Source organism: Ochrobactrum sp. BTU1 (genome assembly GCA_018798825.1).
In the GTDB taxonomy this organism is placed as follows: domain Bacteria; phylum Pseudomonadota; class Alphaproteobacteria; order Rhizobiales; family Rhizobiaceae; genus Brucella.
In genome coordinates this window covers 946,919-967,740 of the sequence record CP076354.1, presented here as the reverse complement: position 1 = coordinate 967,740, position 20,822 = coordinate 946,919, and the positions used below count along the sequence as shown (strand labels likewise).

Below are 20,822 nucleotides of genomic sequence, written 5' to 3'. Positions count from 1 at the left end.
TAAACTCATGTTTGGAGAAACTAATGGCAGAAACCAGCTCGCTCAACAAATATCAACCTCATGCCATTGGCATCCTTCGTATTGTGACGGCATTGCTTTATATCGAGCATGGCACGCAGAAAGCATTCAGTTTTCCTATTGCCGGCCCTGATAGCCTGTCTGCATTGCAAATCGCATCAGCCTTGCTGGAGGTTGTTGGCGGCGCGTTGATCTTGCTGGGCTGGTTCACCCGTCCTGTCGCCTTCATCCTATCGGGTCATATGGCTTTTGCCTATTTCATGGCGCATTTTCCCAAAAGCTTCTTCCCAGTTGCAAATGGTGGCGATGCGGCAATTCTGTTCTGCTTCGTATTCCTGACGCTCGTCGCAACTGGTGCTGGCGCATTTTCAGTCGATAATCGTAACCGTTGATCGAAATCATTTCCTTAAGGCGGTCTATCTGACAGCTTCAGATCACATACAGTTTTCTTGTATGTGATCTGAACAATGCGGATGATCAAAAAATGAAAATACTCTTGATCGCCCTGGCCATAGCGGCCTTCCTCGTGTTTGGCTGCTTTTTGCAGACACACTTCGGCTCGTGGCAATAAGAGATCCAGCGAAGCGTATCCTTGATTAGTGAATTTGCGGCCTTACCTAGAGGTTGTAACGATCAAAGGAGTTCTTCATGCGCACCATGCTTGCAGCCATTCTTCTCACTGCGACTTCCGTCGGCGCTTTTGCAGCCGCGCCAGAAGGCGCAAAGTTATCCGAGATAATCGCCAAAATCGAGCAAACAGCCGATGTTCAATATATTGATGAAGTCGATTGGAATGATCGCGGTTATTATGAAATCGAATATTTTATGAAGAATGGGGCAAAGGTCGAAATCAAGATCGATCCCAAAACGGGCGAATCTGTTCGATAAAACGAATCTCCAGCAGGCGGCACATTAGTCAGATGTGCCGCTTCTTAGTGAAACCGCCATTTTATACGCTTTTTTAGCCGCTGAAATGCTCCCATTCCCCCATCTTTTCCACAAGATCAGCCTTAAATTAGAATTATCCGAATTTTTTTATGGTCTTACGCATAGAAACGATTGACGCTGATCCCGTTCCCGCATACATGAGCACCGTTCCTGATCGAAAGCATCGGAACAATGCGCGGGTGTAGCTCAGTTGGTTAGAGTGCCGGCCTGTCACGCCGGAGGTCGCGGGTTCGAGCCCCGTCACTCGCGCCATTCCTCTCTTAGATAGAGGAATGTTCAGGGACAAAGTTTCCTACCCTATCAAGTAGATAGTTAAATTAGATAATGTAAACGCAGAGCGGAAGCTTTGCGCGTTTCTTTGTTTTCGGACGAACGAAAAATGGCGAGCCTCGCGACCCGCCATTTAATCAAAACGTCTTATTCCTGCGTAAGGTTCAACATCGGAATGGCGCCGTTCGGCAGCATTGTCGTGGGAAGTTGTCCGTTCCACTTTTCGGCCTGTGTGAGCGAAACCAGACCTGGGTTGTCGCGCAATGCATCACCACGCGCCTTGATGGCCTGAGCCTCAGCGTCACCCTTCAGACGAATAGCTTCTGCATCAGCTTGTGCCTGAAGCCTCACAGAATCAGCCTGCGCCTGCGCATCTGCACGGCGGGCGTCAGCCTGCGCATTAGCCTGCGTCACGGTAATTTCCGCCTGCACCTTTTCACGTTCTGCATTCTGACGCAGACGCTGAACTTCGACCTCAGCAAGCATACGCTGCTCAATACTAGCCTCGTAGGCATCAGAGAAATCAATATTCTCGATCTGCACGCTATCGATGATGACCGGACCGCTTACGCTTTTCTGGATAGCGTCTGCGATTTCCTGATTAAGGCGACCGCGCTCCTGAATGGCTGTTACAGCTGCGAAGCGACCGAATACAGTCTTACTTTCCTCGAACACGCGACGTTCAACCAAACGCGACAGAAGTCCATCTTCACCGCCATAGGTGGCATAAACTTCTTCAACGCGGTCCGGCGGAATACGATAGTTGACCGAGAGGTTCATCGTTGCTGGTTGCTGGTCCCGGCTATAGGCCTCCATGCCGTTATAGATAGCTGCCTTGGATTGGACCGAAACGCGAACGACGGAATCTATCAATGGAATTTTGAAACCAAGCCCCGGCTGTGCAACGCCGGCCACGGCTCCATAACGCAGAATGACGCCACGTTCCCCCTCGTCGACAGTATACCAGGACCCCAGAACGACACTCAAAATGGCTAAGCCGATAAATGCGGCAATAGCAGTTGGAATATGACGCATATCATCTCCTGTTACGCTTAATTAATAAGTGCTCAATAAGCGCAAAACTCAGAGAATTGAAAACAAAACGAAGCTTAATGTTCGAGTATCGACAACTATTTTGATCTTACTAGATCTATTCTAATCAAGCAGAACCGATATTAACAAAATTATCAGAAATGCGGCGCGGAAGCACGTCGTACATAATGCTCTGGAATATTGTTAAATCTGTACACACTATGTGATTCAAATATTATTTCCCTCTTATATTCAGCCGGTTATAGGGAGTTGTCTAATATAACTATGACTAGTCACGAGGAAAGAACAATGAAAGCATACCTTCTCGCAATCGCTGTTGTGATGGCCGCTGCTTCACCTTCGCTCGCCTGCACAGCTGAAGACGTTACTGCAAAAGCGACAGAATTTTCTACAAAGATGCAGGAACTGGCAGCAAAGGACCCTCAGAAAGCAGCTGAAGTTGCTCAGAAGCTTTCCGGCGCGCAGTCGCAGCTCGCTTCTGATCCAACGAGCGCCTGCAAAGTCTATGATGATATGATTGCTGAACTAAAGTAATTATCTGAATGGCGGCGTTCGAAATATGGATGCCGCCATTATACTGAAAGCTAGAAAGTTAACTGCACATCCAGTGCCTTTTCGCACTCGGTCAAATCCGCGCCAAACTTGGTCAAAGTGGCTTCGTAGTCAGGCTCTTGCGTGCTGTCGCTTTTAATGTAGCCAGCAATTGTATCAATAATATCTTGAAGCGAGCTGGCTGCCGTATCGCACATTTTATAGGTTTGATAGCCAGCCTGGTCTGTACTGTTCTGCGCTATTTCCCGCCATTCCGATTGCGCTTTTGCAACAGGTACTTTTACCTTGTCTTCCATCTCGACACCGAGAGCTTTTGATCGCCCTTCAGAATTTTCGCCCAGTTCGATATAGGTATAAAGCCCATCAACCACAGTTTTTCTGAGTTGAAGCGAATCCGTTTTTGCATCGGCAAGCGCCGCAGAAACCATCAGAAAAGGGATCACGCTGGTTAAGGCTGCCTTGCTGGATAAGCGCACGTCGAACTCCTGCTAAAATACGTTGGGCTTCTTAAAGCATACTAAATTGGAAGCCGGAACCCGTTTTGCAGGATGCATTCGCAGTTCTGCTCATCACCTACTTTCAGATCTTTACGGAAAATAGCGACATAATCGGCTGATTCAGCCGATTTCAAAGATGTGAATTATTCCATATTCGTTGTTTAATGCCAGCTGCAGAGAGCTGGTATTAAACGGTGGCTTCAACCACGCTTTTTGGCGCGAGACAGGCCAAAAAGCCCTGAAATAAGCAGTGCTACGCCCACACCCATGATACCGTAACCAAGAGCGCCAGAGCCGATCTCGGACTGGTTGGCCGACGCAATGGCCGTGGCTGTATCAGACGCACCAGAGCCATTTACCCGTGCATCAATCATCGCAACGACGCCCGGTTCATTGCATTTGGATATAAATGTTTGTTGGGCTTCGGCGCTATCTTTGTAGAGGTTCTTGACGTTTTCCTCACAGCGCGACTGATCGGCCGGTGAAACACCCGATCCGCTGGACTGGAGATAAAACCCGCCACCCAAGAGTATTACTCCTACTACAGCCATAACGGCTGGTGCACCCGCCACACTTTTCTTAGCCATATTACCTTACCCTCTTAAAGTTGGGCGTAATAAAACCTGAGTCTTCTAATGAGACAAGGCGCGAGCGCTCTTGGAGCAACAATAAGAATTAGGAAAGTTAAAAGTAACGGCGTCAGCGCAACGAAACCCGTAACGAATCTTTGTAGGCTAGATCCAAATGCGAATTTCGCATGTGACCAGAAGGTTCAATGAACCTGTGAGCATCACCTAAATTTACGCTAAGTCATTGATTATATGGCGCACCCGACAGGATTCGAACCTGTGACCTCTGCCTTCGGAGGGCAGCACTCTATCCAGCTGAGCTACGGGTGCATCGCCGGGAGGCGTGATCGCCTCAATCTAGGCGTTTCTAGCTGAACCACGTCTCTGCATCAATGGTCTATTTGGCAAAATGACCACTAAAAACCGCATGTTCCACCAGAGATCAAATGCAAGCGCTCTACGCACTTCAACGCGGAAACGAAACCATATCCCCGTAAAGCTCCTGCAGCTTTGCTTTAACAGCTGGTGAGTTCTGATAAATATCGATGAACTTCTTCAATCGAACATCATCCCGCAATTCCGGGCGTGTGACGAACTGAAAGGCGTAGATCGGTTCGTTCTCGAAGATCAGTCCTGATGACGCTTCCAGCCCTGCGAGTTTTGCAAAAGTGGGATAGGTCGCCGCTGCATCCACCTCGTCCAGTAATCGCGCGATTTGTGGTCCGTCCAGTTGCACGATCTTGAGCGGTTTCTTCCAGATAACAACATCCTCGAGGCTTGCACGGTGATCTGTGCCTGGCTTCAACTCTATAAAGCCCGCCTTCTGCAGAAGAAGAAGCGACCGGCCGGTATTGATCACATCGCCTGAAAACGCGATCTGCGCATTAACCGGAAGATCTTCGAGCTTTGAATATTTCTTCGAGTAAAGCCCGAATGGCGTGCTGAAAGCAGGTGCTATCGGCACGAGTCCGTTTCCGGTCTTGGAGTTGGTGTAATCCAGATAGGGAATATGTTGAAAAAGATTGGCGTCAACAGTCTTATCGGCAACTGCCGTATTCGGCGTATTCCAATCACTGAATTCAATCAGTTCGACATCGAGCCCCTGCTCTTTTGCTTCAGTAGCTGCCACCTCCGCAGCTAGGTTGGAGACACTGGTTGCAAGCGCAATACGTAGAGATTGCCTCTCTTCGGCATAGAGTACCGATGGCAGCAAGCTTGTAGCGAAAGCCATCGCTGATATCGCGAGAAAACGACGGCGTTGTAGTTCAATTTTTGAGGATGTTTTTCTGTTGTCGGAACGGAAGCGCATGGCACATTCTAAAAGTTGATAAATTTAATCTACTATACTGCTTACCAATCTAATTAAGAAGCTGTTTCTGATTGGCACATCAATAATTTAGCGCGCACTTGATTGTGATCAATGAACAGAAAGTACGGCGTTCTACAGTCTTGTGCATGTCATCTGGCAATGCCAGCTTGAACAACAGCAGTTCTCCCGACTGCTTATCAGCTTAACAGCAGAAAAGGATAAATCATGTCAAACACAGCTAAAGTTGCATTGGTCACAGGTGCAGCACAGGGCATTGGTCGCGGTATCGCTCTGCGCCTTGCAAAAGACGGCTTTGATATTGCACTGGTCGACCTGAAAGCAGACAAGCTTGAATCCGTAAAAAAGGAAGTTGAAGCACTGGGTCGCAAGGCCTCTACGTTCTCAGCAGATGTAAGCAAACGCGATGATATCTACGCGGCAATTGACCATGCAGAAAAGGAACTCGGCGGTTTCGACGTCATCGTCAACAATGCGGGCATCGCACAGGTTCAGCCTATTTCCGATGTTAAGCCCGAAGAAGTCGACCGTATCCTGAAAATCAATGTCGAAGGTGTTCTGTGGGGCATTCAGGCAGCAGCAGCCAAATTCAAAGCGCGCGGACATAAGGGCAAGATTATTAATGCCTCGTCGATTGCTGGCCATGATGGCTTCGCAATGCTGGGTGTTTATTCGGCCACGAAATTCGCTGTGCGTGCGCTGACTCAAGCCGCCGCCAAAGAATATGCGAGCGCAGGCATAACGGTGAATGCCTATTGCCCGGGCATCGTCGGCACCGATATGTGGGTTGAGATCGATGAGCGCTTCTCGGAGATCACCGGTGCGCCAAAGGGCGAAACCTACAAGAAGTATGTTGAAGGCATCGCTCTTGGCCGCGCCCAGACCCCGGAAGACGTTGCCTCGCTGGTATCGTTCCTCTCGAGCCCAGATTCAGATTATATTACCGGACAGGCTATCCTGACTGATGGCGGCATTGTTTACCGCTAAGCATATGACAAAAGAAAAGGCGGGAAATTTCCCGCCTTTTTCTTATCCGACGTGTAAGCCCGGCGCTTCCTGGCCTGTGCTTTCAACATATTCCGTATAGCCACCGCCATATTGGTGAATGCCGTCCGGCGTGAGTTCCAGTACGCGATTGGAGAGCGCCGACAAAAAACGACGATCGTGCGATACGAAAAGCATTGTGCCTTCGTAAGCGGAAAGCGCCCGAATGAGCATTTCCTTGGTGTCGAGATCCAGATGGTTAGTCGGCTCATCGAGTACAAGGAAATTTGGCGGATCAAACAGCATTGCTGCCATGACCAATCGCGCTTTCTCACCGCCAGAAAGCACACGGCATTTCTTTTCGATATCATCGCCAGAAAAGCCGAAGCAGCCTGCAAGTGCACGCAAAGGTGCCTGCCCTGCCTTTGGAAAGCGTTGTTCCAGCCATTCAAGAATGGTGCTGTCACCGTCGAGAATATCCATGGCGTGCTGTGCGAAATAGCCAAGCTTCACACTCGCACCGAGATTGACGATCCCCTGATCAGGCTCCGTTGTGCCGGTGACAAGCTTGAGCAATGTCGACTTGCCTGCACCATTGACGCCCATGATGCACCAGCGCTCACGACGACGAACCATGAAATCCAGCCCGTCATAAATCGTGCGGCTGCCATAGCTTTTGTTGACACCCTTGAGGCTGACGACATCTTCGCCAGATCGTGGCGCTGGTGCGAAGTCGAAAGCCACTGTCTGGCGACGACGTGGCGGTTCCACGCGATCAATCTTTTCAAGCTTCTTCACACGGCTCTGTACCTGAGATGCGTGTGATGCGCGTGCCTTGAAGCGTTCGATAAATTTGATTTCCTTGGCAAGCATTGCTTGCTGGCGTTCAAACTGCGCTTGCTGCTGCTTTTCGTTCAGCGCACGCTGGCCTTCATAAAAGGCATAGTCACCGGAATAGCTCGTGAGCGAGCCGCCGTCGATTTCAATGATCTTGGTCACGATGCGGTTCATAAACTCGCGGTCGTGCGAGGTCATCAGCAATGCGCCATCATAGTTTTTGAGGAAAGCTTCAAGCCAGATAAGGCTTTCAAGATCGAGATGGTTGCTCGGTTCGTCGAGAAGCATAACGTCGGGGCGCATGAGAAGAATGCGAGCGAGAGCCACGCGCATTTTCCAGCCGCCGGACAATTTGCCGACATCGCCATCCATCATTTCCTGGCTGAAACTCAGACCCGCAAGCACTTCGCGCGCACGACCATCCAATCCATAGCCGTCGAGTTCTTCATAGCGAGCCTGCACTTCGCCGTATCGCTCGATAATCGCGTCCATTTCGTCAAGACGATCAGGATCGCACATCGCGGCTTCAAGTTCGCGCAACTCTGCGGCCACAACACTGACCGGACCTGCGCCTTCCATAACTTCCGCGACAGCCGAACGACCACCCATTTCACCAACATTCTGGTTGAAATAGCCGATCGTCACGCCTTTTTCGACATTCACCTGCCCTTCATCGGGCAGTTCTTCGCCGGTAATCATGCGGAAAAGCGTGGTTTTACCGGCACCGTTCGGGCCGACGAGACCAATTTTTTCCCCACGATTCAACGCGGCAGAAGCTTCGATAAAGAGAATACGGTGGCTGTTGGACTTGCTGATGCTGTCGATGCGGATCATGTGCGTGGGAGGCCTTGTGATAACTTGGCCTCCCTATGACATGGCTAGCACCCGCTGTCACGCGGCGCGATGACATTGCGAGCCATGTTTGCTTACGGAATGTGATGCAGCCATTCCTTCGTGGCAAATTTTTCTTCAATGAGCTTCTCGGCTGCTGCGTATTCTTCCGGTGTTATCGTCCCGGTGACACCGCCATTCAACGACACGAACATCTCTTTCATGCGATCAATGACTTCCCGGCGCGGTAAACCCGTCTGGCTGCGGACAGGATCGACGCGTTTGACCGCACTGGCCGTACCCTTGTCAGACAGCTTTTCCCGGCCAATGCGCAACACCTTCACCATTTTCTCGGCATCCATGTCATAAGCCATGGTGACGTGATGCAGAACAGTTCCGCCTGAATAGCGCTTCTGGGCCGCTCCACCGATCTTGCCTTTCGAGCTCGAAATATCATTGAGCGGCTTATAAAACGCGTCGATGCCAAGCGAATTAAGCGACTTCAGGACCCATTCGTCGAGAAATGCGTAGGAATCGGCAAAACTCATATCACGCACGAGTTCACCCGGCGCATAGAGAGAATAGGTAATCGAGTTGCCCGGCTCGACGAACATCGCGCCGCCGCCTGTTACGCGACGAACTGTTTCGACGCCGAGTTCAGCCGTCGCTTCCATATCCACTTCATTGCGCAGCGACTGGAATGCTCCAATGATAATGGATGGACGCTCCCACTCCCAAAAGCGCAAGGTCGGCGCACGGCGTCCAGCGGCCACTTCACGCGCCAGAACTTCGTCAAGCGCGAGATGCATGGTTGGCGTCAGCGGCCGAATATCGATGATCTGCCATTCATAGTCGCGCCAAGTACGAGCAACGCCAAGAGCGCGACGCACCGCAATAGCGACAGCTTCAGGGCTGAAACCGATCATAAAAGCGTCTGGGCGAAGTCCTTTGCGGACCGCATTGGCAATTTCTTCGGACGAGGCAGTCGCAGGCAAACCGTTCAATGCATCACGAATGTCATCAAGGGCTTCTGCAGGCTCGAGGAAAAAGTCACCCGCGACCTGAACCCGGCTCAGTTTGTTATCCTGAACTTCGAGATCGATAACAACCAGCTTGCCACCGTGGACCTTGTATTCACCATGCATTTTCTTACGACCTTGCTGACGAGAAACATCTATTCGCACTCTTGCGGATTCAGCAAAAAAAGGGAACTATCTATCTGGAATTTTTACACGATTTGCATTCAAATATTTAAAATCATTCGCGATTTTGTCCAGTTGAAACGTAAGTCGCCGTTCATTCTATGTTCAAGAACTGAAATCTATAAGAACTCATCAGACATTCAAACAATGGTGTTAGCCATGGCAGCTCTTCTGTCTAATAAACTTAGCCTCGTCGCAGGCATGTCAGCTTTTATTGCATCTATGTACGTAATTGCTCCAGCACCCGCTGAGGCTGCGCAATTGCAGCGTTGCGCCGGTGAAAATGAAACCTGCAGGCTTCCGTATCCAACTGAAGTGATCTATGGCGCGAATGGCCGGGGCACGTCTCAGTTTATCGATGGTCCGAATGTGCGCTGCTCAAATCAAGTTTTCGGTGATCCGGCCCCTGGCGCACAGAAAAGCTGCTCATTCGTTGTCCGTGATCGTTATGAAGATCGACGTGATGATCGTCGCAACGATTGGCGCGACAATCGTCGTGATGATCGCCGAAACGATTGGCGTGACGATCGCCGTGATGATTGGCGTGATAACAGACGCGATGATCGTCGTCGTGGCGAGTGGCAGCAATGCGCAAAAGAAAAAGGCTTCTGCGATTTCTATGGTCGTAAGGTCGTTCGTTACGGAGCGAAAGGGCGTTTTGTAGAGCGCGTATTCCGTGATGGCGTACGATGTGACAACCGTGCTTTCGGTGATCCAGCACGCGGTGTCGGAAAAGCCTGTTTCATTCAGAATTAAGAACGAAAAGAGGGGTAGAGCGGTTCCAGTTAATACCGAATCTTTGAAACCGCTCTATCTATTTGTTTTTATGGCAGTATCCGACGCAGCGCAGCAGGAAAAGAAATCAGTCCGACGAACTGATTTCCCTGCAGAGACGCTTCGCACTTTTGCTTGAAATGCTCTAAGTCCGCTTTTTTCTTGATGTTATTTGTCTATGCAAGCAGCACTGTTCGATAAAAACATTCTTTAGCCGAGTTACCGCCGACCGCTCAAAGAGCGGCCATGCGTGACTCTGCCGTCTTATCGAAAGCTTTCTGCATACCCGCATCACGGTCGTAAACGTCGCTGAAGTAACGAACGTTACCGTTGGCATCAGGCCAAGCCGTGAAGTAAGCGATATAGACCGGAACCGGATTTGCAACCTTCAAGCCGCGTTCGTCCTTACCGAAATATTTGCTCAGCTCTTCAACCGGCTTACCAAGAACTGCTGCTGCCATATCACGCGGGCGCTCCAGACGGATGCAGCCATGACTCAAGGCACGCATATCGCGGCTGAAATAGGATTTCGCCGGAGTGTCATGCATGTAAATGTCGTGAGCGTTCGGGAAAAGAATCTTCAGTTCGCCCAGAGCATTATCGAGACTAGGCTTCTGGCGGATGCCGACATGCGCCTTGCCTGCAGCAACTGCACTCCAGTTCACAGCGCTCGCCGAAACCTTCTTGCCGCCGACATAAACTTCGTAGCCGTTGCGATCGAGATAGCTCGTATCACGCATCACCTTTGGCAGCATTTCGTTCAGAATAATCGAACGCGGCACGCCCCAGGATGGATTGAAAACAACCATCTGGACCTTGTTATAGAAGAAATAGGTCTGATGGGTTGGCGAACCGATGACCACATTCATGGCCAGCTTTTCTTTGCCGTCTTCAAAATATTCAGCTCGGTAGGATGGCTGATTGACCATCACGTAACGCGAGCCGAAATCATGTGGCAGCCAGCGCAGGCGCTCCATCGAATAGAGAATGCGATCACGCTTGACCGAATCCTGCTCGCCTTGAAGGGCTGCAATCGTGTTCTTACCAATAATGCCATCGGGTGTGCTGCCTGAAAGCTTCTGGTAATCCTTGATGGCAGCGGCCAGTTCTGGATCATAGATGCTTCCATCTGCATGAGCCTGCAGAACATTGCGATGCTGTTCCAGATAACTGGCTGGAGCGTGTCTCGTAATAAGCGCGACAACATTTGCAAGCTGATCGCTGGAATCACCCGGACGAATAGCTTTATCAAGCGAAATGCGAATAGGTTCGCCAGCTGGCGCGTCCGTATTAGCCAGTTCACGCTTCAATGAAGCATAGGCTTCGTTGTTCGGCTGGAAGCTTTTCAGATAAGTAACCGGGTCGGTTTCAGATGCCAGACGGGCCAGAACGGCTTTAGGATCGACGCGATTACGCGGCAGATCATAAAAACCACTGAGGCGGTCTGCAATCACACGGCCCTCGCCCGCATCAATTGCATAGCGCAATGCACGCGCAGACATGCGAATTTCAAAGTCAGCAAGTTTCTGCTGACGTTCGGCAAGCTGTGCTTCTTCGAAATGATCGCCAGGAATAGCGACGGCGTATTCTTCCGGGTTCAGACCATCATCGTCAGCCTGAGCAAAGAAGGCTGCAACATTGCGGGCTTTATCAAGCGCCTTGTTGTCTGCCGACCAAAGAAAAGTGCGCTTTTCGGAATAGAAGCTGACAATAGCTTCAGCAATTTGCTTTTCCGCTTTGACATCGACGGTCTTCAGATAATCCGTTGCGGCATCGAAAGCGAGCTCACCCTGAGATTCGTCGGTCTTGTTTACCGGACCAAACGGCGACATTCCTGATGTCAGAGGATCGACGCGCGCGGGATCAACTGCCGCTGTCACCTGCATATCAAGAGCGCTGAAATCGACCTTGATCAAAGCATCCGGCTTATAATTGTAGATCTGCGGTCCTTTAACCGTGACGCGCTGTGCTGGCGGCACGGCAGCTCGAGGCACGGAAACTGGCTTAGCAGTATTTGGTGCTGGTGCGACCTGCACAGGCGGCTGAACCGGCTGGGCCTGTTGCTGACGACGCTGCTGGAACAGCTCAAGCAGAGAGTTAGCTGCCTGCGCCTGCGCTGTCGAGAAAAGTGTCGATGCTGCCAGTGCGAAAGCCATCGCGTTACGGACATAAGGACCGCGCTTGCGATTATCTTTAATGTTCCGATTCAAATTTCTGGAGAACTGCATTCCAACCGCCAATTCAATGCAACCGCTATTAAGCGAAGCCGCGTCAATCTTTGCCCATAGAATTGATGAATCTCGTATAGAATCTTTTAACGTTAACGCATCCTCCTATTATTTTGCGCCCAACTCTATCAATTTTTCTTGAAAAGCGATTTTGCGGACACACTCGAGCTCCGTTTCGTGTCGAACAGAACAATGTGCCGCAGTGGATTCCGCCCTGCATCGCGCTAAAAGCCCCGCAGAATATGCCCCTGACTTTGTCAGGGCTGAATCACGGAGCGCATCCGTTGGGCCGAAGGCGGCACTTGGATGCGGCAGGCAAGCAAGCGAGGTACCACAATGGCAGAAGCAAGCGCCGCCGATCTATTCCCACTTGGCGAAGACAAAACTCCTTACCGCAAACTGACTTCCGATCATGTGTCGGTCGATACGTTTAAGGGACAGGAAATTCTGAGCGTCGACGCTGAAGGGCTGCGCATCCTTTCGGAAGCTGCCTTTGCCGACATCAATCACCTTCTGCGCCCAGGCCATTTGCAACAGCTCGCAAATATCATGAAGGACCCCGAAGCAACCGATAACGACCGCTTCGTGGCTTATGATCTCTTGAAGAACGCAAATATTGCAGCGGGCGGCATTCTGCCTATGTGTCAGGATACAGGCACAGCGATCATCATGGGCAAGAAGGGCCGTCGCGTCTGGACCGAAGGTGGCGACGCCGATGCTTTGGGTGCTGGCGTGCTGGATGCCTATAATAAGAAGAATCTGCGCTATTCGCAGCTCGCTCCGCTGTCGATGTTCGAGGAAAAGAACACCAAAAACAATTTGCCTGCGCAGATCGACATCTACGAAGAAGGCGAAGACGCCTACAAATTCCTGTTTGTTGCCAAGGGCGGCGGTTCGGCTAACAAGACATTCCTGTTTCAAGGAACGCCATCGCTGTTGACGCATGACCGCATGATCGACTTCCTCAAGGATAAGATCCTCAGTCTCGGTACGGCCGCCTGCCCGCCTTATCATCTGGCGATTGTCATTGGTGGCACTTCGGCTGAAATGAACCTGAAGACGGTGAAGCTCGCTTCCACCCGCTATCTCGATGAGCTTCCAACCGAAGGCTCCGATAACGGCCGTGCGTTCCGTGATCTGGAGATGGAAGCTGAAATCCACAAACTGACCCAGTCACTCGGCGTTGGTGCGCAGTTCGGTGGCAAGTATTTCTGCCATGATGTGCGCGTTATACGCCTGCCACGTCACGGCGCATCGCTGCCGATTGGCCTCGGTGTTTCCTGCTCGGCTGATCGTCAGGCCAAAGGAAAGATCACCAAGGAAGGTATTTTCCTAGAGCAGCTTGAAACCAATCCAGCACAATATATGCCGGAAATCGACGAAGAAAAGCTGTCGTCGCATGTGGTCAAGATAGACCTCAATCAACCGATGGAAGACATTCTCAAGGAATTGTCGAAGCATCCGGTAAAGACGCAGCTTTCCTTGACCGGCTCGATTATTGTTGCACGCGATCTCGCGCACGCGAAAATCCGCGAACGTTTGGAAAACGGCGAAGCTATGCCGGATTATTTCAAGAACCATCCGATCTATTATGCAGGCCCGGCCAAGACACCAACCGGCTACGCATCTGGTTCGTTTGGACCAACCACTGCTGGCCGTATGGATTCTTATGTTGATCAGTTCCAGTCGTTTGGCGGCTCGATGGTGATGCTCGCCAAGGGCAATCGTTCGCGTCAGGTTCGCGAAGCCTGTGGCACGCATGGCGGCTTCTATCTTGGCTCGATTGGTGGCCCAGCCGCTCGTCTTGCGCAAGACTGCATCAAGAAGGTCGAGGTTGTCGAGTATCCAGAGCTCGGGATGGAAGCCATCTGGCGTATTGAAGTCGTCGACTTCCCAGCCTTTATCGTCATCGATGATAAGGGCAACGACTTCTTCAAGGAACTCAATCTCGGTTAAAGAATAAAGAGCGGCTTAAGCGCATCCCGAAAACTGTGCAGCGGTTTTTGGGATGCGCAAAAAATAAAGTCCGCCCTTTTCCTCATCGCGGATCGCGTTTCAGACCTTTTTCCGCAAGCTCGTCCAGATAAGTCTGCCAAAGCGTGTCTTTCTCGGTGCCCAGCTTGTGAAGATAGGTCCATGAAAACAGACCGGTATCGTGCATGTCGTCAAAGGTGATGCGGACGGCATAATTGCCAATCGGATCCATGCGCATGATTTCGACATCGCGCTTGCCACCGACCGTCACGCGTTGTTCAGGTGAATGCCCCTGCACTTCCGCTGAAGGTGACAGAACCCGCAAAAGTTCCGCAGTCAGCTCAAAACGTTCACCGCTTTCAAAAGCCACCGTCAAAAGCTTGCGATCCTTCGAGACCCGCAATTCGGTAGGCCAGACATCACTCATAATTGTTCTCCGTCATTCCAGCGGTGTTTCATTCTGCAATATATGACGGCTTGCATATAAATACTGCAGTAGCCGCTTCGAATTGCGTCAAATCAAAGAGATATTGATCTTTATCCATTATGAGAAGAGCCAAGGGATCGATCTGTTCGATTAATGTGCTCTTGCTTGAAGCTGCTATACCAAGGTGTAAACTGGACAAAGCGCTTCGCGGAACCTATCTCTAGGACTAAGATGCAGACAGGCTCTGCAGCATGTGGAAACAATGGCTTACTCTATGCAACGTTCTCAAACACTGCCTGTTGTTTCTCCGACCGGACAAATGATTGATCCGTTCGGGCGTGCCATCACCTATTTGCGCGTTTCCGTTACAGACCGCTGCGATTTCCGCTGCACATACTGCATGGCGGAACACATGACTTTCCTGCCGAAAAAAGATCTGCTGACACTGGAAGAACTCGACCGCATCTGCAGCGCATTTATCGAGAAGGGTGTTCGTAAACTGCGTCTGACAGGCGGTGAACCGCTTGTTCGCAAGAATATCATGCATCTCATTCGCGAGCTTTCGCGGCATCTGAAGACAGGTGCGCTGGACGAGCTGACGCTGACCACCAATGGTTCACAGCTTGCGCGCTATGCCGACGAACTCGCAGATTGCGGTGTACGGCGCATCAATGTCTCGATGGACACGCTTGATCCTGAAAAATTTCGTACGATCACCCGCTGGGGCGATCTTAACCGCGTCATCGAAGGCATTGAGGCCGCGCAAAAGGCTGGCATTCGCGTTAAAATCAACGCGGTAGCACTCAAGAATTTCAATGAATTTGAAATTCCTGAACTGATCCGCTGGGCGCATGGCCGCGACATGGACATGACCCTGATCGAAACCATGCCGATGGGCGAAATCGAATTTGATCGCACCGATCAATATCTCCCGCTTTCGCAGCTCCGCGACGACCTCGGCCAACAGTTCACCCTGTCCGATATCCCGTATCGCACCGGCGGCCCTGCCCGCTATGTCACGATTGCAGAAACGGGCGGGCGTCTCGGTTTCATCACGCCACTTACGCATAATTTCTGCGAGAGCTGCAATCGCGTGCGCCTCACCTGCACAGGTATGCTTTATATGTGCCTTGGCCAGAATGATGATGCAGACTTGCGTGCGGCGGTGCGTGCAAGTGAAGGTGACAGCGTTCTCAACGATGCGATTGACGAGGCAATCTCACGTAAGCCCAAGGGCCATGACTTCATTATTGATCGCGACCATAATCGCCCGGCAGTCGCACGCCATATGAGCCTTACCGGCGGATAAATAAATTAGATGGATTTGCAACAAGTATAAATTGGACCGAATCCAAATGATACGATAGCGATATACAATCCTAAACCGGATTTCATATCGTGCCGCAGTCAGCAAACTTCCGTGCAAGTATTTTTATGCTTCTCGCTATGGGTACATTCACCATCGGCGATACTATGACGAAATATCTGCTGACCCAGATGAATAGCGGTCAGTATATGTTCATCCGGGGCATATTCGCGACAATTGCAATTGGCTTACTCGCCTGGCGCAACGGCGCCCTTCGCAACCTTTCTTTGGATTTAATGACCGTTCTTCGCGTTCTCGGCGAGGTTTTAGCGACAGTCACCTATATTTTTTCTCTTGGTCACCTTTCGCAGGCTTTCTGCTCTGCAGTTTTTCAGGCAACCCCTTTGGTCGTAACCCTTGGCGCTGTTCTTTTCCTCAACGAAAAAGTCGGCTGGCGACGCTGGATGTGTATTTCCTTTGGCCTTGTGGGGGTTATCATCATCATCCGCCCCGGCACCGATAGCTCAGCAAGTCTAGCAGCCGTCGGAATTTTGCTATCCAGCGTTTGCTTCGCGGCTATGCGGGATATCGCAACGCGTCGCGTGCCAGCGCATGTCCCTACCCTTTACCTCTCAACGCTGACTGCTGGTGCCATAGCATTGACAGGCGGAGGGCTCATTCACCCGATGGGTGGATGGCAACCGGTTGGTATTGGACCAGTGCTGATTATGGCGCTGGCCGCCGGGCTATTGCTGGTAGGTTATCATTTTATCATCATGGCGATGCGTGAAGGCGAAATCTCTTTCGTATCGCCATTCCGTTATTCGAGCCTGTTATGGGCCATTTTGTTGAGCACCGTCGTTTTCAACGAAGCCCCGGACTCCTACACAATTGCCGGCTCAATCCTTGTCGTTGGCAGCGGTATCTATATGGTTTACCGCGAGAACATTCGCAAAAGACGCGAACAGAACAAGAGCACCTTGGCCACAACACCGACAGGAGTAGATCCGTCGTGACACCAGACGGGATCAGACTTGCAGGGGTTATCATCGCAGGCGGCTTATCCAGCCGTATGCAGGAAGGTGGCATCGCAGGCGACAAGTTTCTCCAATCACTTGATTCCCAAACGATAATTGAACACGTCGCTTCAAGGCTTTCGCCACAGGTGAGCAACCCCTTTGTCAATGCGAATGGCGACCCTAACCGTCTAGCAAAGCTCAATACTCCAATTGTCTCAGATTTGCCCTCCGCTCATGGTGGGCCGCTTGTCGGTCTTCGAACAGCATTCGAATATGCATCTGGGTTCCCGTTTCTGTTGAGCGTCGCAGCTGACAGCCCCTTTCTTCCACTCGATCTTGCGACTCAACTTTGTGAAAGACAAAAGAAAACAGGGGCTTCTATCGTGCTGGCGAGTTCAGGCGGACGTGTTCATCCAATCTTCGGGCTATGGAAAACTGATTTGGCGCAGCCGCTCAATGACTGGTTGGCACAGGCTGAAAAAGCCAGTGTCTTTGCTTTCGCACGGCATATCGGTTTTGAAGAGGTAGAATTCCCTTTGGTACAACTTGCCAATGGCGAAACATTTGATCCGTTCTTCAACATCAACACACCAGACGATCTTGCTGAAGCAAAACGGCTGAATGAGGCTCTGAGATGACCCATAAACTATTCGGTATCACCGGCTGGAAAAACTCGGGCAAGACCACCATGACCGAACGGCTGGTTCAGGAACTGACCAAGCGCGGTTATAAAATTTCGACCGTGAAACACGCTCACCATAACTTCGATATTGATCACGTCGGTACGGATTCGTGGCGACACAGAAATGCCGGAGCTTCCGAAGTCGCCATAGTCTCATCAGCTCGCTACGCGATTATGCATGAAAACATGGGTGAAGAAGAACCTTCGCTACAAGCCATCGTTAGCAAGCTGGCCCCATGCGATCTCGTTTTGATCGAGGGCTATAAGCGCGAATCTCATAGGAAGGTCGAGCTGAGGCGTAGCGGCGGGCATGATGGACCACCGCTTTCTGATGATGATCCGAGCATCGTTGCACTGGCCAGTGACCATCTCGCCAATGATGAAAGATTGCCCGTTTTCCATATCGATAAAATTGAAGAAATTGCCGATTTCGTCGTAGAGCTGATGGAGCTTTGAGATTTTCCCCGTGTAAACGTTAAACTATAGGGTAAAATTCTACCAAGCGCAGATATGGCACGGATATCCTTTTAAATCAGCCTTTTTGCATGCACAATTAAATTACTCTAGCCGTATTGCCATGACATGGAAAATGGTGGGAATATCAGATTATGGGCGGATGATTGGGCATAAGTGCGAAAAAATATTGCGCGTTGTCAGCTCTAGCATCTAATTGTAGACAACAAGGGATTCACTGTCAGAATTGCTACTTAAAGTTTAGAATGACAGTGTACCTTGAAGCGGCTGAACCAGAAGAATAATCAGGGAACCAGCCTTAACAAACGAGAGGACTTAGAATGCGCGTATTAAAGCGTATCGCCGCAGCAGCATCAGTTGCAGCACTTGCAATTACCATTGGCTCCATGACCGCAGGCACTGCGACCGCTCAGGAACCACTGAAGCTGAAGATCGGCACGGAAGGTGCGTATCCTCCGTTTAACTTTATCAAGCCAGATGGCACGCTTTCGGGCTTCGACGTCGATATCGCCAGAGCGCTCTGCGAAGAAATGAAGGCTGAATGCGAGTTCGTCACCCAGGAGTGGGACGGCGCTATTCCAGCCCTTCAGTCCGGCAAATTCGATGCCTTCATCGCATCCATGTCCATTACGGATGAGCGCAAGAAGCAGGTCGACTTCTCGAACAAGTATTACAACACACCTCCAGGTATCGCCGCACCTAAGGACACGGACATCAAGGGCGTGACCAAGGAAGATCTCGCTGGCAAGACGATTGGTGTTCAGGTTTCGACCACGCACGCAAACTATTCGGAAAAGACCTTCACCGACAGCACCATCAAGGCTTATCCGACGGCCGAAGAATATCGTCTTGATCTCGCGAATGGTCGTCTCGATGCCGTCAACGATGATAGCGTGACCTTGGCTGAATGGCTGAAGACGCCAGATGGCGCTTGCTGTAAGATGGTTGGCACCTTCCCTCCAGTGATCGAGATTCACGGTCCTGGTGCCGGCGTTGCCTTCAAAAAGGGTCGCCCTGAGCTGATTGAAAAATTCAACGAAGCAATCAAAGCGATCCGCGCAAACGGTAAGTACAAGGAAGTCAACGACAAGTACTTTGATTTCGACGCTTACGGTGCAGAAAACTAAGATATTTTAACATCAAAACGCCGGTTTACTCCCAAGTAAGCCGGCGTAACTATTTGGGCTATAAAGAGAAACTTCAAAAGTTATCGGGCTTTGCTACTCGCAGACCTGAGAAGCCCTAGGAAGAGATTAGGCGCATGGAACACTACGCCACCTTGTTAAGTTTCGGTCCCGACGGTTGGGGGATGAGTATTGCCTGGGGCCTTCTGGTCACGATATCTTTGGCAATAGCAACTCTGCCAGTCGGCCTCGCGCTCGGATTTCTTGTTGCCTTGGGCAAACAATCACAAGAACCATCCATCCGACTCGCCAGCAATATCTACACCACCATTTTCCGCGGACTGCCTGAGCTTCTGACGCTCTTCCTGGTTTATTTTGGTGCATCTTTGGGCTTGCAGCGCCTACTTAGTCTGTTTGGCGTTGATGCAAATGTTGAAATCAATGCTTTTGCCGCCGGTATGGTGGCGCTTGGTTTCGTGTTCTCATCCTATTCGAGTGAAGTCTTCCTGTCCGCATTTCGTGCGATCCCGCGCGGTCAATATGAGGGCGGCTATGCTGTCGGTCTTTCCCATTGGCAGACCATGCGCAAAGTCGTGCTTCCACAGTTGATCCGTATCGCCCTTCCGGGTCTCGCCAATCTCTGGCTCGTTCTGCTGAAGGATACGTCTCTGGTATCCGTGATCACTTTGTCAGACATCTTGCGCCAGACTTCGATTGCAGCACGCGTTACGAAAGAGCCATTCCTGTTCTTCGGCGTGGCTTGTCTTCTCTATCTCGGCCTTGCGATCATTTCGTCCTACTTCATCAACCGCATCGCTCGTTGGGCTGATGCCGGCAACAATGCGTCGCGGGGTGCATGATCATGAGTGAGATCACATCACGAGGAACAGCAGAAGTTCTCGCACCGCCGCCAGTCGTTAAAAGCTGGACAGGCATCCGCATCGCTGGCCACCTCATCGTAGCCTTCTGGGCTCTGCTTTTCGCAGGACTTGCCATTTATCTTTATAATACGTGGCGCATCGATCTTTTTGAAACCTATGCGCCGCGTTATTGGTCGGGTCTGCTGACGACGCTGCAACTGGTTGCAGTGTCTATCGTCATCGGTGCGCTGCTTTCCCTGCCAATTACCGCAGCGCGTATGTCCAATAATCGTTGGTTGCGTGGCATTGCGTTTGGCTATGTCTACTTCTTCCGCGGCACGCCACTGCTCGCGCAGACATTCTTGATCTATTACGGTTTCGGTACGTTCCGTCCGTTTCTTGAAAGCATTGGTCTCTGGGTGTTTTTCCGGGACGCTTGGAATTGCGCTATCCTCGCATTCTCGCTCAATACAGCTGCCTATCAGGCTGAAATTCTTCGCGGTGCGATTCAGAGTGTGGCTCTCGGGCAATGGGAAGGTGCAGCAGCGCTTGGTATTTCCAAACGCGTGACATTCTGGAAGGTCATTCTGCCTCAGGCACTGATCGTTGCTCTGCGTCCTTACGGCAATGAAATCATTCTGATGATTAAAGGTTCTGCGATTGTCTCGATCATCACGATCCTCGATCTGATGGGCGAAACGCGCCGTGCTTATTCGCGCACATTCGACTTCCAGACCTACCTCTGGGCTGCAGTTATTTATCTGCTGATTGTCGAGTGTTTGCGACATATATGGGATTTCATTGAACGGCGACTGACAAGACATTTGGTCCGCTAGTCATCGAAACAAAAGAAAATTTATCGCCCC

At 50.9% G+C, this 20,822-nt stretch carries 21 protein-coding genes and 2 tRNA genes; 14 read left to right on the top strand and 9 right to left on the bottom strand.

The annotated features are described in order from the left end of the window. The first annotated feature begins 23 nt into the window (after positions 1-23). The 3 genes from KMS41_04660 (at position 24) to KMS41_04650 (ending at position 1,218) form a co-directional block, all read left to right on the top strand. Positions 24-410, top strand: coding sequence for a DoxX family protein (locus KMS41_04660; protein ID QWK78526.1), 387 nt, complete (start codon positions 24-26; stop codon positions 408-410). 256 nt (positions 411-666) lie between these two features. Continuing rightward, positions 667-906, top strand: a complete 240-nt coding sequence (locus KMS41_04655; protein QWK78525.1) for a PepSY domain-containing protein — start codon at positions 667-669, stop codon at positions 904-906. Between the two features lie 235 nt (positions 907-1,141). Beyond that, positions 1,142-1,218 (top strand) — tRNA-Asp (locus KMS41_04650). Positions 1,219-1,383: 165 nt separating this feature from the next. On the opposite strand, the gene KMS41_04645 is transcribed toward KMS41_04650, so the two are convergent. Then, complete coding sequence (locus KMS41_04645; protein QWK78524.1) at positions 1,384-2,271, bottom strand: prohibitin family protein; 888 nt, start codon at positions 2,269-2,271, stop codon at positions 1,384-1,386. A 306-nt stretch (positions 2,272-2,577) separates the two neighbouring features. On the opposite strand from KMS41_04645, the gene KMS41_04640 reads away from it, so the two are divergent. After that, positions 2,578-2,823: a hypothetical protein gene (locus KMS41_04640; GenBank protein QWK78523.1), complete on the top strand. Its 246-nt coding sequence runs from the start codon at positions 2,578-2,580 to the stop codon at positions 2,821-2,823. Positions 2,824-2,873: 50 nt separating this feature from the next. On the opposite strand, the gene KMS41_04635 is transcribed toward KMS41_04640, so the two are convergent. The 4 genes from KMS41_04635 to KMS41_04620 all read right to left on the bottom strand — a co-directional run bounded on the left by KMS41_04635 (position 2,874) and on the right by KMS41_04620 (position 5,138). Next, positions 2,874-3,317 (bottom strand): hypothetical protein, encoded by a 444-nt coding sequence (locus tag KMS41_04635; protein ID QWK78522.1) that lies wholly within the window; start codon positions 3,315-3,317, stop codon positions 2,874-2,876. A 221-nt stretch (positions 3,318-3,538) separates the two neighbouring features. After that, the gene (locus tag KMS41_04630) at positions 3,539-3,865 is read right to left on the bottom strand and encodes a hypothetical protein (protein QWK78778.1); all 327 of its coding nucleotides are present in this window, start codon (positions 3,863-3,865) and stop codon (positions 3,539-3,541) included. A gap of 295 nt (positions 3,866-4,160) precedes the next feature. After that, a tRNA-Arg gene (locus KMS41_04625) sits at positions 4,161-4,237 on the bottom strand. 136 nt (positions 4,238-4,373) lie between these two features. Next, on the bottom strand, positions 4,374-5,138 hold the full coding sequence (locus KMS41_04620; GenBank protein QWK78521.1) for a MetQ/NlpA family ABC transporter substrate-binding protein: 765 nt from the start codon (positions 5,136-5,138) through the stop codon (positions 4,374-4,376). Between the two features lie 303 nt (positions 5,139-5,441). Here KMS41_04620 and KMS41_04615 point away from each other — a divergent pair, with 303 nt between their 5' ends. Then, a complete protein-coding gene (locus tag KMS41_04615; GenBank protein ID QWK78520.1) occupies positions 5,442-6,221 on the top strand; it encodes an acetoin reductase in 780 nt (259 codons plus the stop codon). Between the two features lie 42 nt (positions 6,222-6,263). Here KMS41_04615 and KMS41_04610 read toward each other — a convergent pair whose 3' ends face one another. Further along, positions 6,264-7,889, bottom strand: coding sequence for an ATP-binding cassette domain-containing protein (locus KMS41_04610; protein QWK78519.1), 1,626 nt, complete (start codon positions 7,887-7,889; stop codon positions 6,264-6,266). A 92-nt stretch (positions 7,890-7,981) separates the two neighbouring features. Beyond that, positions 7,982-9,031: a lipoate--protein ligase family protein gene (locus tag KMS41_04605; GenBank protein QWK78518.1), complete on the bottom strand. Its 1,050-nt coding sequence runs from the start codon at positions 9,029-9,031 to the stop codon at positions 7,982-7,984. 258 nt (positions 9,032-9,289) lie between these two features. On the opposite strand from KMS41_04605, the gene KMS41_04600 reads away from it, so the two are divergent. Further along, positions 9,290-9,844 (top strand): hypothetical protein, encoded by a 555-nt coding sequence (locus KMS41_04600; GenBank protein ID QWK78777.1) that lies wholly within the window; start codon positions 9,290-9,292, stop codon positions 9,842-9,844. Positions 9,845-10,095: 251 nt separating this feature from the next. On the opposite strand, the gene KMS41_04595 is transcribed toward KMS41_04600, so the two are convergent. Further along, on the bottom strand, positions 10,096-12,090 hold the full coding sequence (locus KMS41_04595) for a L,D-transpeptidase family protein (protein ID QWK78517.1): 1,995 nt from the start codon (positions 12,088-12,090) through the stop codon (positions 10,096-10,098). Between the two features lie 336 nt (positions 12,091-12,426). Between KMS41_04595 and KMS41_04590 the strand changes: the two genes are divergently transcribed. Continuing rightward, positions 12,427-14,046, top strand: coding sequence for a fumarate hydratase (locus tag KMS41_04590; protein QWK78516.1), 1,620 nt, complete (start codon positions 12,427-12,429; stop codon positions 14,044-14,046). An 82-nt stretch (positions 14,047-14,128) separates the two neighbouring features. Here the strand turns inward: KMS41_04590 and KMS41_04585 are convergent, their stop codons facing one another. Further along, on the bottom strand, positions 14,129-14,491 hold the full coding sequence (locus KMS41_04585) for a DUF971 domain-containing protein (protein QWK78515.1): 363 nt from the start codon (positions 14,489-14,491) through the stop codon (positions 14,129-14,131). A gap of 319 nt (positions 14,492-14,810) precedes the next feature. On the opposite strand from KMS41_04585, the gene moaA reads away from it, so the two are divergent. From moaA to KMS41_04550, 7 genes are all read left to right on the top strand, one after another. After that, positions 14,811-15,800 (top strand): GTP 3',8-cyclase MoaA, encoded by a 990-nt coding sequence (gene moaA, locus KMS41_04580; protein QWK78776.1) that lies wholly within the window; start codon positions 14,811-14,813, stop codon positions 15,798-15,800. A 125-nt stretch (positions 15,801-15,925) separates the two neighbouring features. Further along, the gene (locus KMS41_04575) at positions 15,926-16,813 is read left to right on the top strand and encodes a DMT family transporter (GenBank protein QWK78775.1); all 888 of its coding nucleotides are present in this window, start codon (positions 15,926-15,928) and stop codon (positions 16,811-16,813) included. After that, complete coding sequence (gene mobA / locus KMS41_04570) at positions 16,810-17,454, top strand: molybdenum cofactor guanylyltransferase (protein ID QWK78514.1); 645 nt, start codon at positions 16,810-16,812, stop codon at positions 17,452-17,454. The genes KMS41_04575 and mobA overlap by 4 nt, the downstream gene beginning before the upstream one ends. Beyond that, positions 17,451-17,954 (top strand): molybdopterin-guanine dinucleotide biosynthesis protein B, encoded by a 504-nt coding sequence (mobB, locus tag KMS41_04565; GenBank protein ID QWK78513.1) that lies wholly within the window; start codon positions 17,451-17,453, stop codon positions 17,952-17,954. Before mobA ends, mobB begins: the two co-directional genes overlap by 4 nt. Before the next feature lie 338 nt (positions 17,955-18,292). Beyond that, a complete protein-coding gene (locus tag KMS41_04560; GenBank protein QWK78512.1) occupies positions 18,293-19,099 on the top strand; it encodes an ABC transporter substrate-binding protein in 807 nt (268 codons plus the stop codon). Positions 19,100-19,233: 134 nt separating this feature from the next. After that, positions 19,234-19,956, top strand: coding sequence for an ABC transporter permease (locus KMS41_04555; GenBank protein ID QWK78511.1), 723 nt, complete (start codon positions 19,234-19,236; stop codon positions 19,954-19,956). A gap of 2 nt (positions 19,957-19,958) precedes the next feature. After that, positions 19,959-20,792, top strand: a complete 834-nt coding sequence (locus KMS41_04550; GenBank protein QWK78510.1) for an ABC transporter permease — start codon at positions 19,959-19,961, stop codon at positions 20,790-20,792. The last annotated feature ends 30 nt before the right edge of the window (positions 20,793-20,822 follow it).

Coding starts and splice junctions, on each gene's coding strand:
- KMS41_04660 (QWK78526.1), top strand. CDS start 24: ATGGCAGAAACCAGCTCGCTCAACAAATATCAACCTCATGCCATTGGC.
- KMS41_04655 (QWK78525.1), top strand. CDS start 667: ATGCGCACCATGCTTGCAGCCATTCTTCTCACTGCGACTTCCGTCGGC.
- KMS41_04645 (QWK78524.1), bottom strand. CDS start 2,271: ATGCGTCATATTCCAACTGCTATTGCCGCATTTATCGGCTTAGCCATT.
- KMS41_04640 (QWK78523.1), top strand. CDS start 2,578: ATGAAAGCATACCTTCTCGCAATCGCTGTTGTGATGGCCGCTGCTTCA.
- KMS41_04620 (QWK78521.1), bottom strand. CDS start 5,138: ATGGCTTTCGCTACAAGCTTGCTGCCATCGGTACTCTATGCCGAAGAG.
- KMS41_04615 (QWK78520.1), top strand. CDS start 5,442: ATGTCAAACACAGCTAAAGTTGCATTGGTCACAGGTGCAGCACAGGGC.
- KMS41_04610 (QWK78519.1), bottom strand. CDS start 7,889: ATGATCCGCATCGACAGCATCAGCAAGTCCAACAGCCACCGTATTCTC.
- KMS41_04605 (QWK78518.1), bottom strand. CDS start 9,031: ATGCATGGTGAATACAAGGTCCACGGTGGCAAGCTGGTTGTTATCGAT.
- KMS41_04600 (QWK78777.1), top strand. CDS start 9,290: ATGTCAGCTTTTATTGCATCTATGTACGTAATTGCTCCAGCACCCGCT.
- KMS41_04595 (QWK78517.1), bottom strand. CDS start 12,090: ATGCAGTTCTCCAGAAATTTGAATCGGAACATTAAAGATAATCGCAAG.
- KMS41_04590 (QWK78516.1), top strand. CDS start 12,427: ATGGCAGAAGCAAGCGCCGCCGATCTATTCCCACTTGGCGAAGACAAA.
- KMS41_04585 (QWK78515.1), bottom strand. CDS start 14,491: ATGAGTGATGTCTGGCCTACCGAATTGCGGGTCTCGAAGGATCGCAAG.
- moaA (QWK78776.1), top strand. CDS start 14,811: ATGATTGATCCGTTCGGGCGTGCCATCACCTATTTGCGCGTTTCCGTT.
- KMS41_04575 (QWK78775.1), top strand. CDS start 15,926: ATGCTTCTCGCTATGGGTACATTCACCATCGGCGATACTATGACGAAA.
- mobB (QWK78513.1), top strand. CDS start 17,451: ATGACCCATAAACTATTCGGTATCACCGGCTGGAAAAACTCGGGCAAG.
- KMS41_04560 (QWK78512.1), top strand. CDS start 18,293: ATGCGCGTATTAAAGCGTATCGCCGCAGCAGCATCAGTTGCAGCACTT.
- KMS41_04555 (QWK78511.1), top strand. CDS start 19,234: ATGGAACACTACGCCACCTTGTTAAGTTTCGGTCCCGACGGTTGGGGG.
- KMS41_04550 (QWK78510.1), top strand. CDS start 19,959: ATGAGTGAGATCACATCACGAGGAACAGCAGAAGTTCTCGCACCGCCG.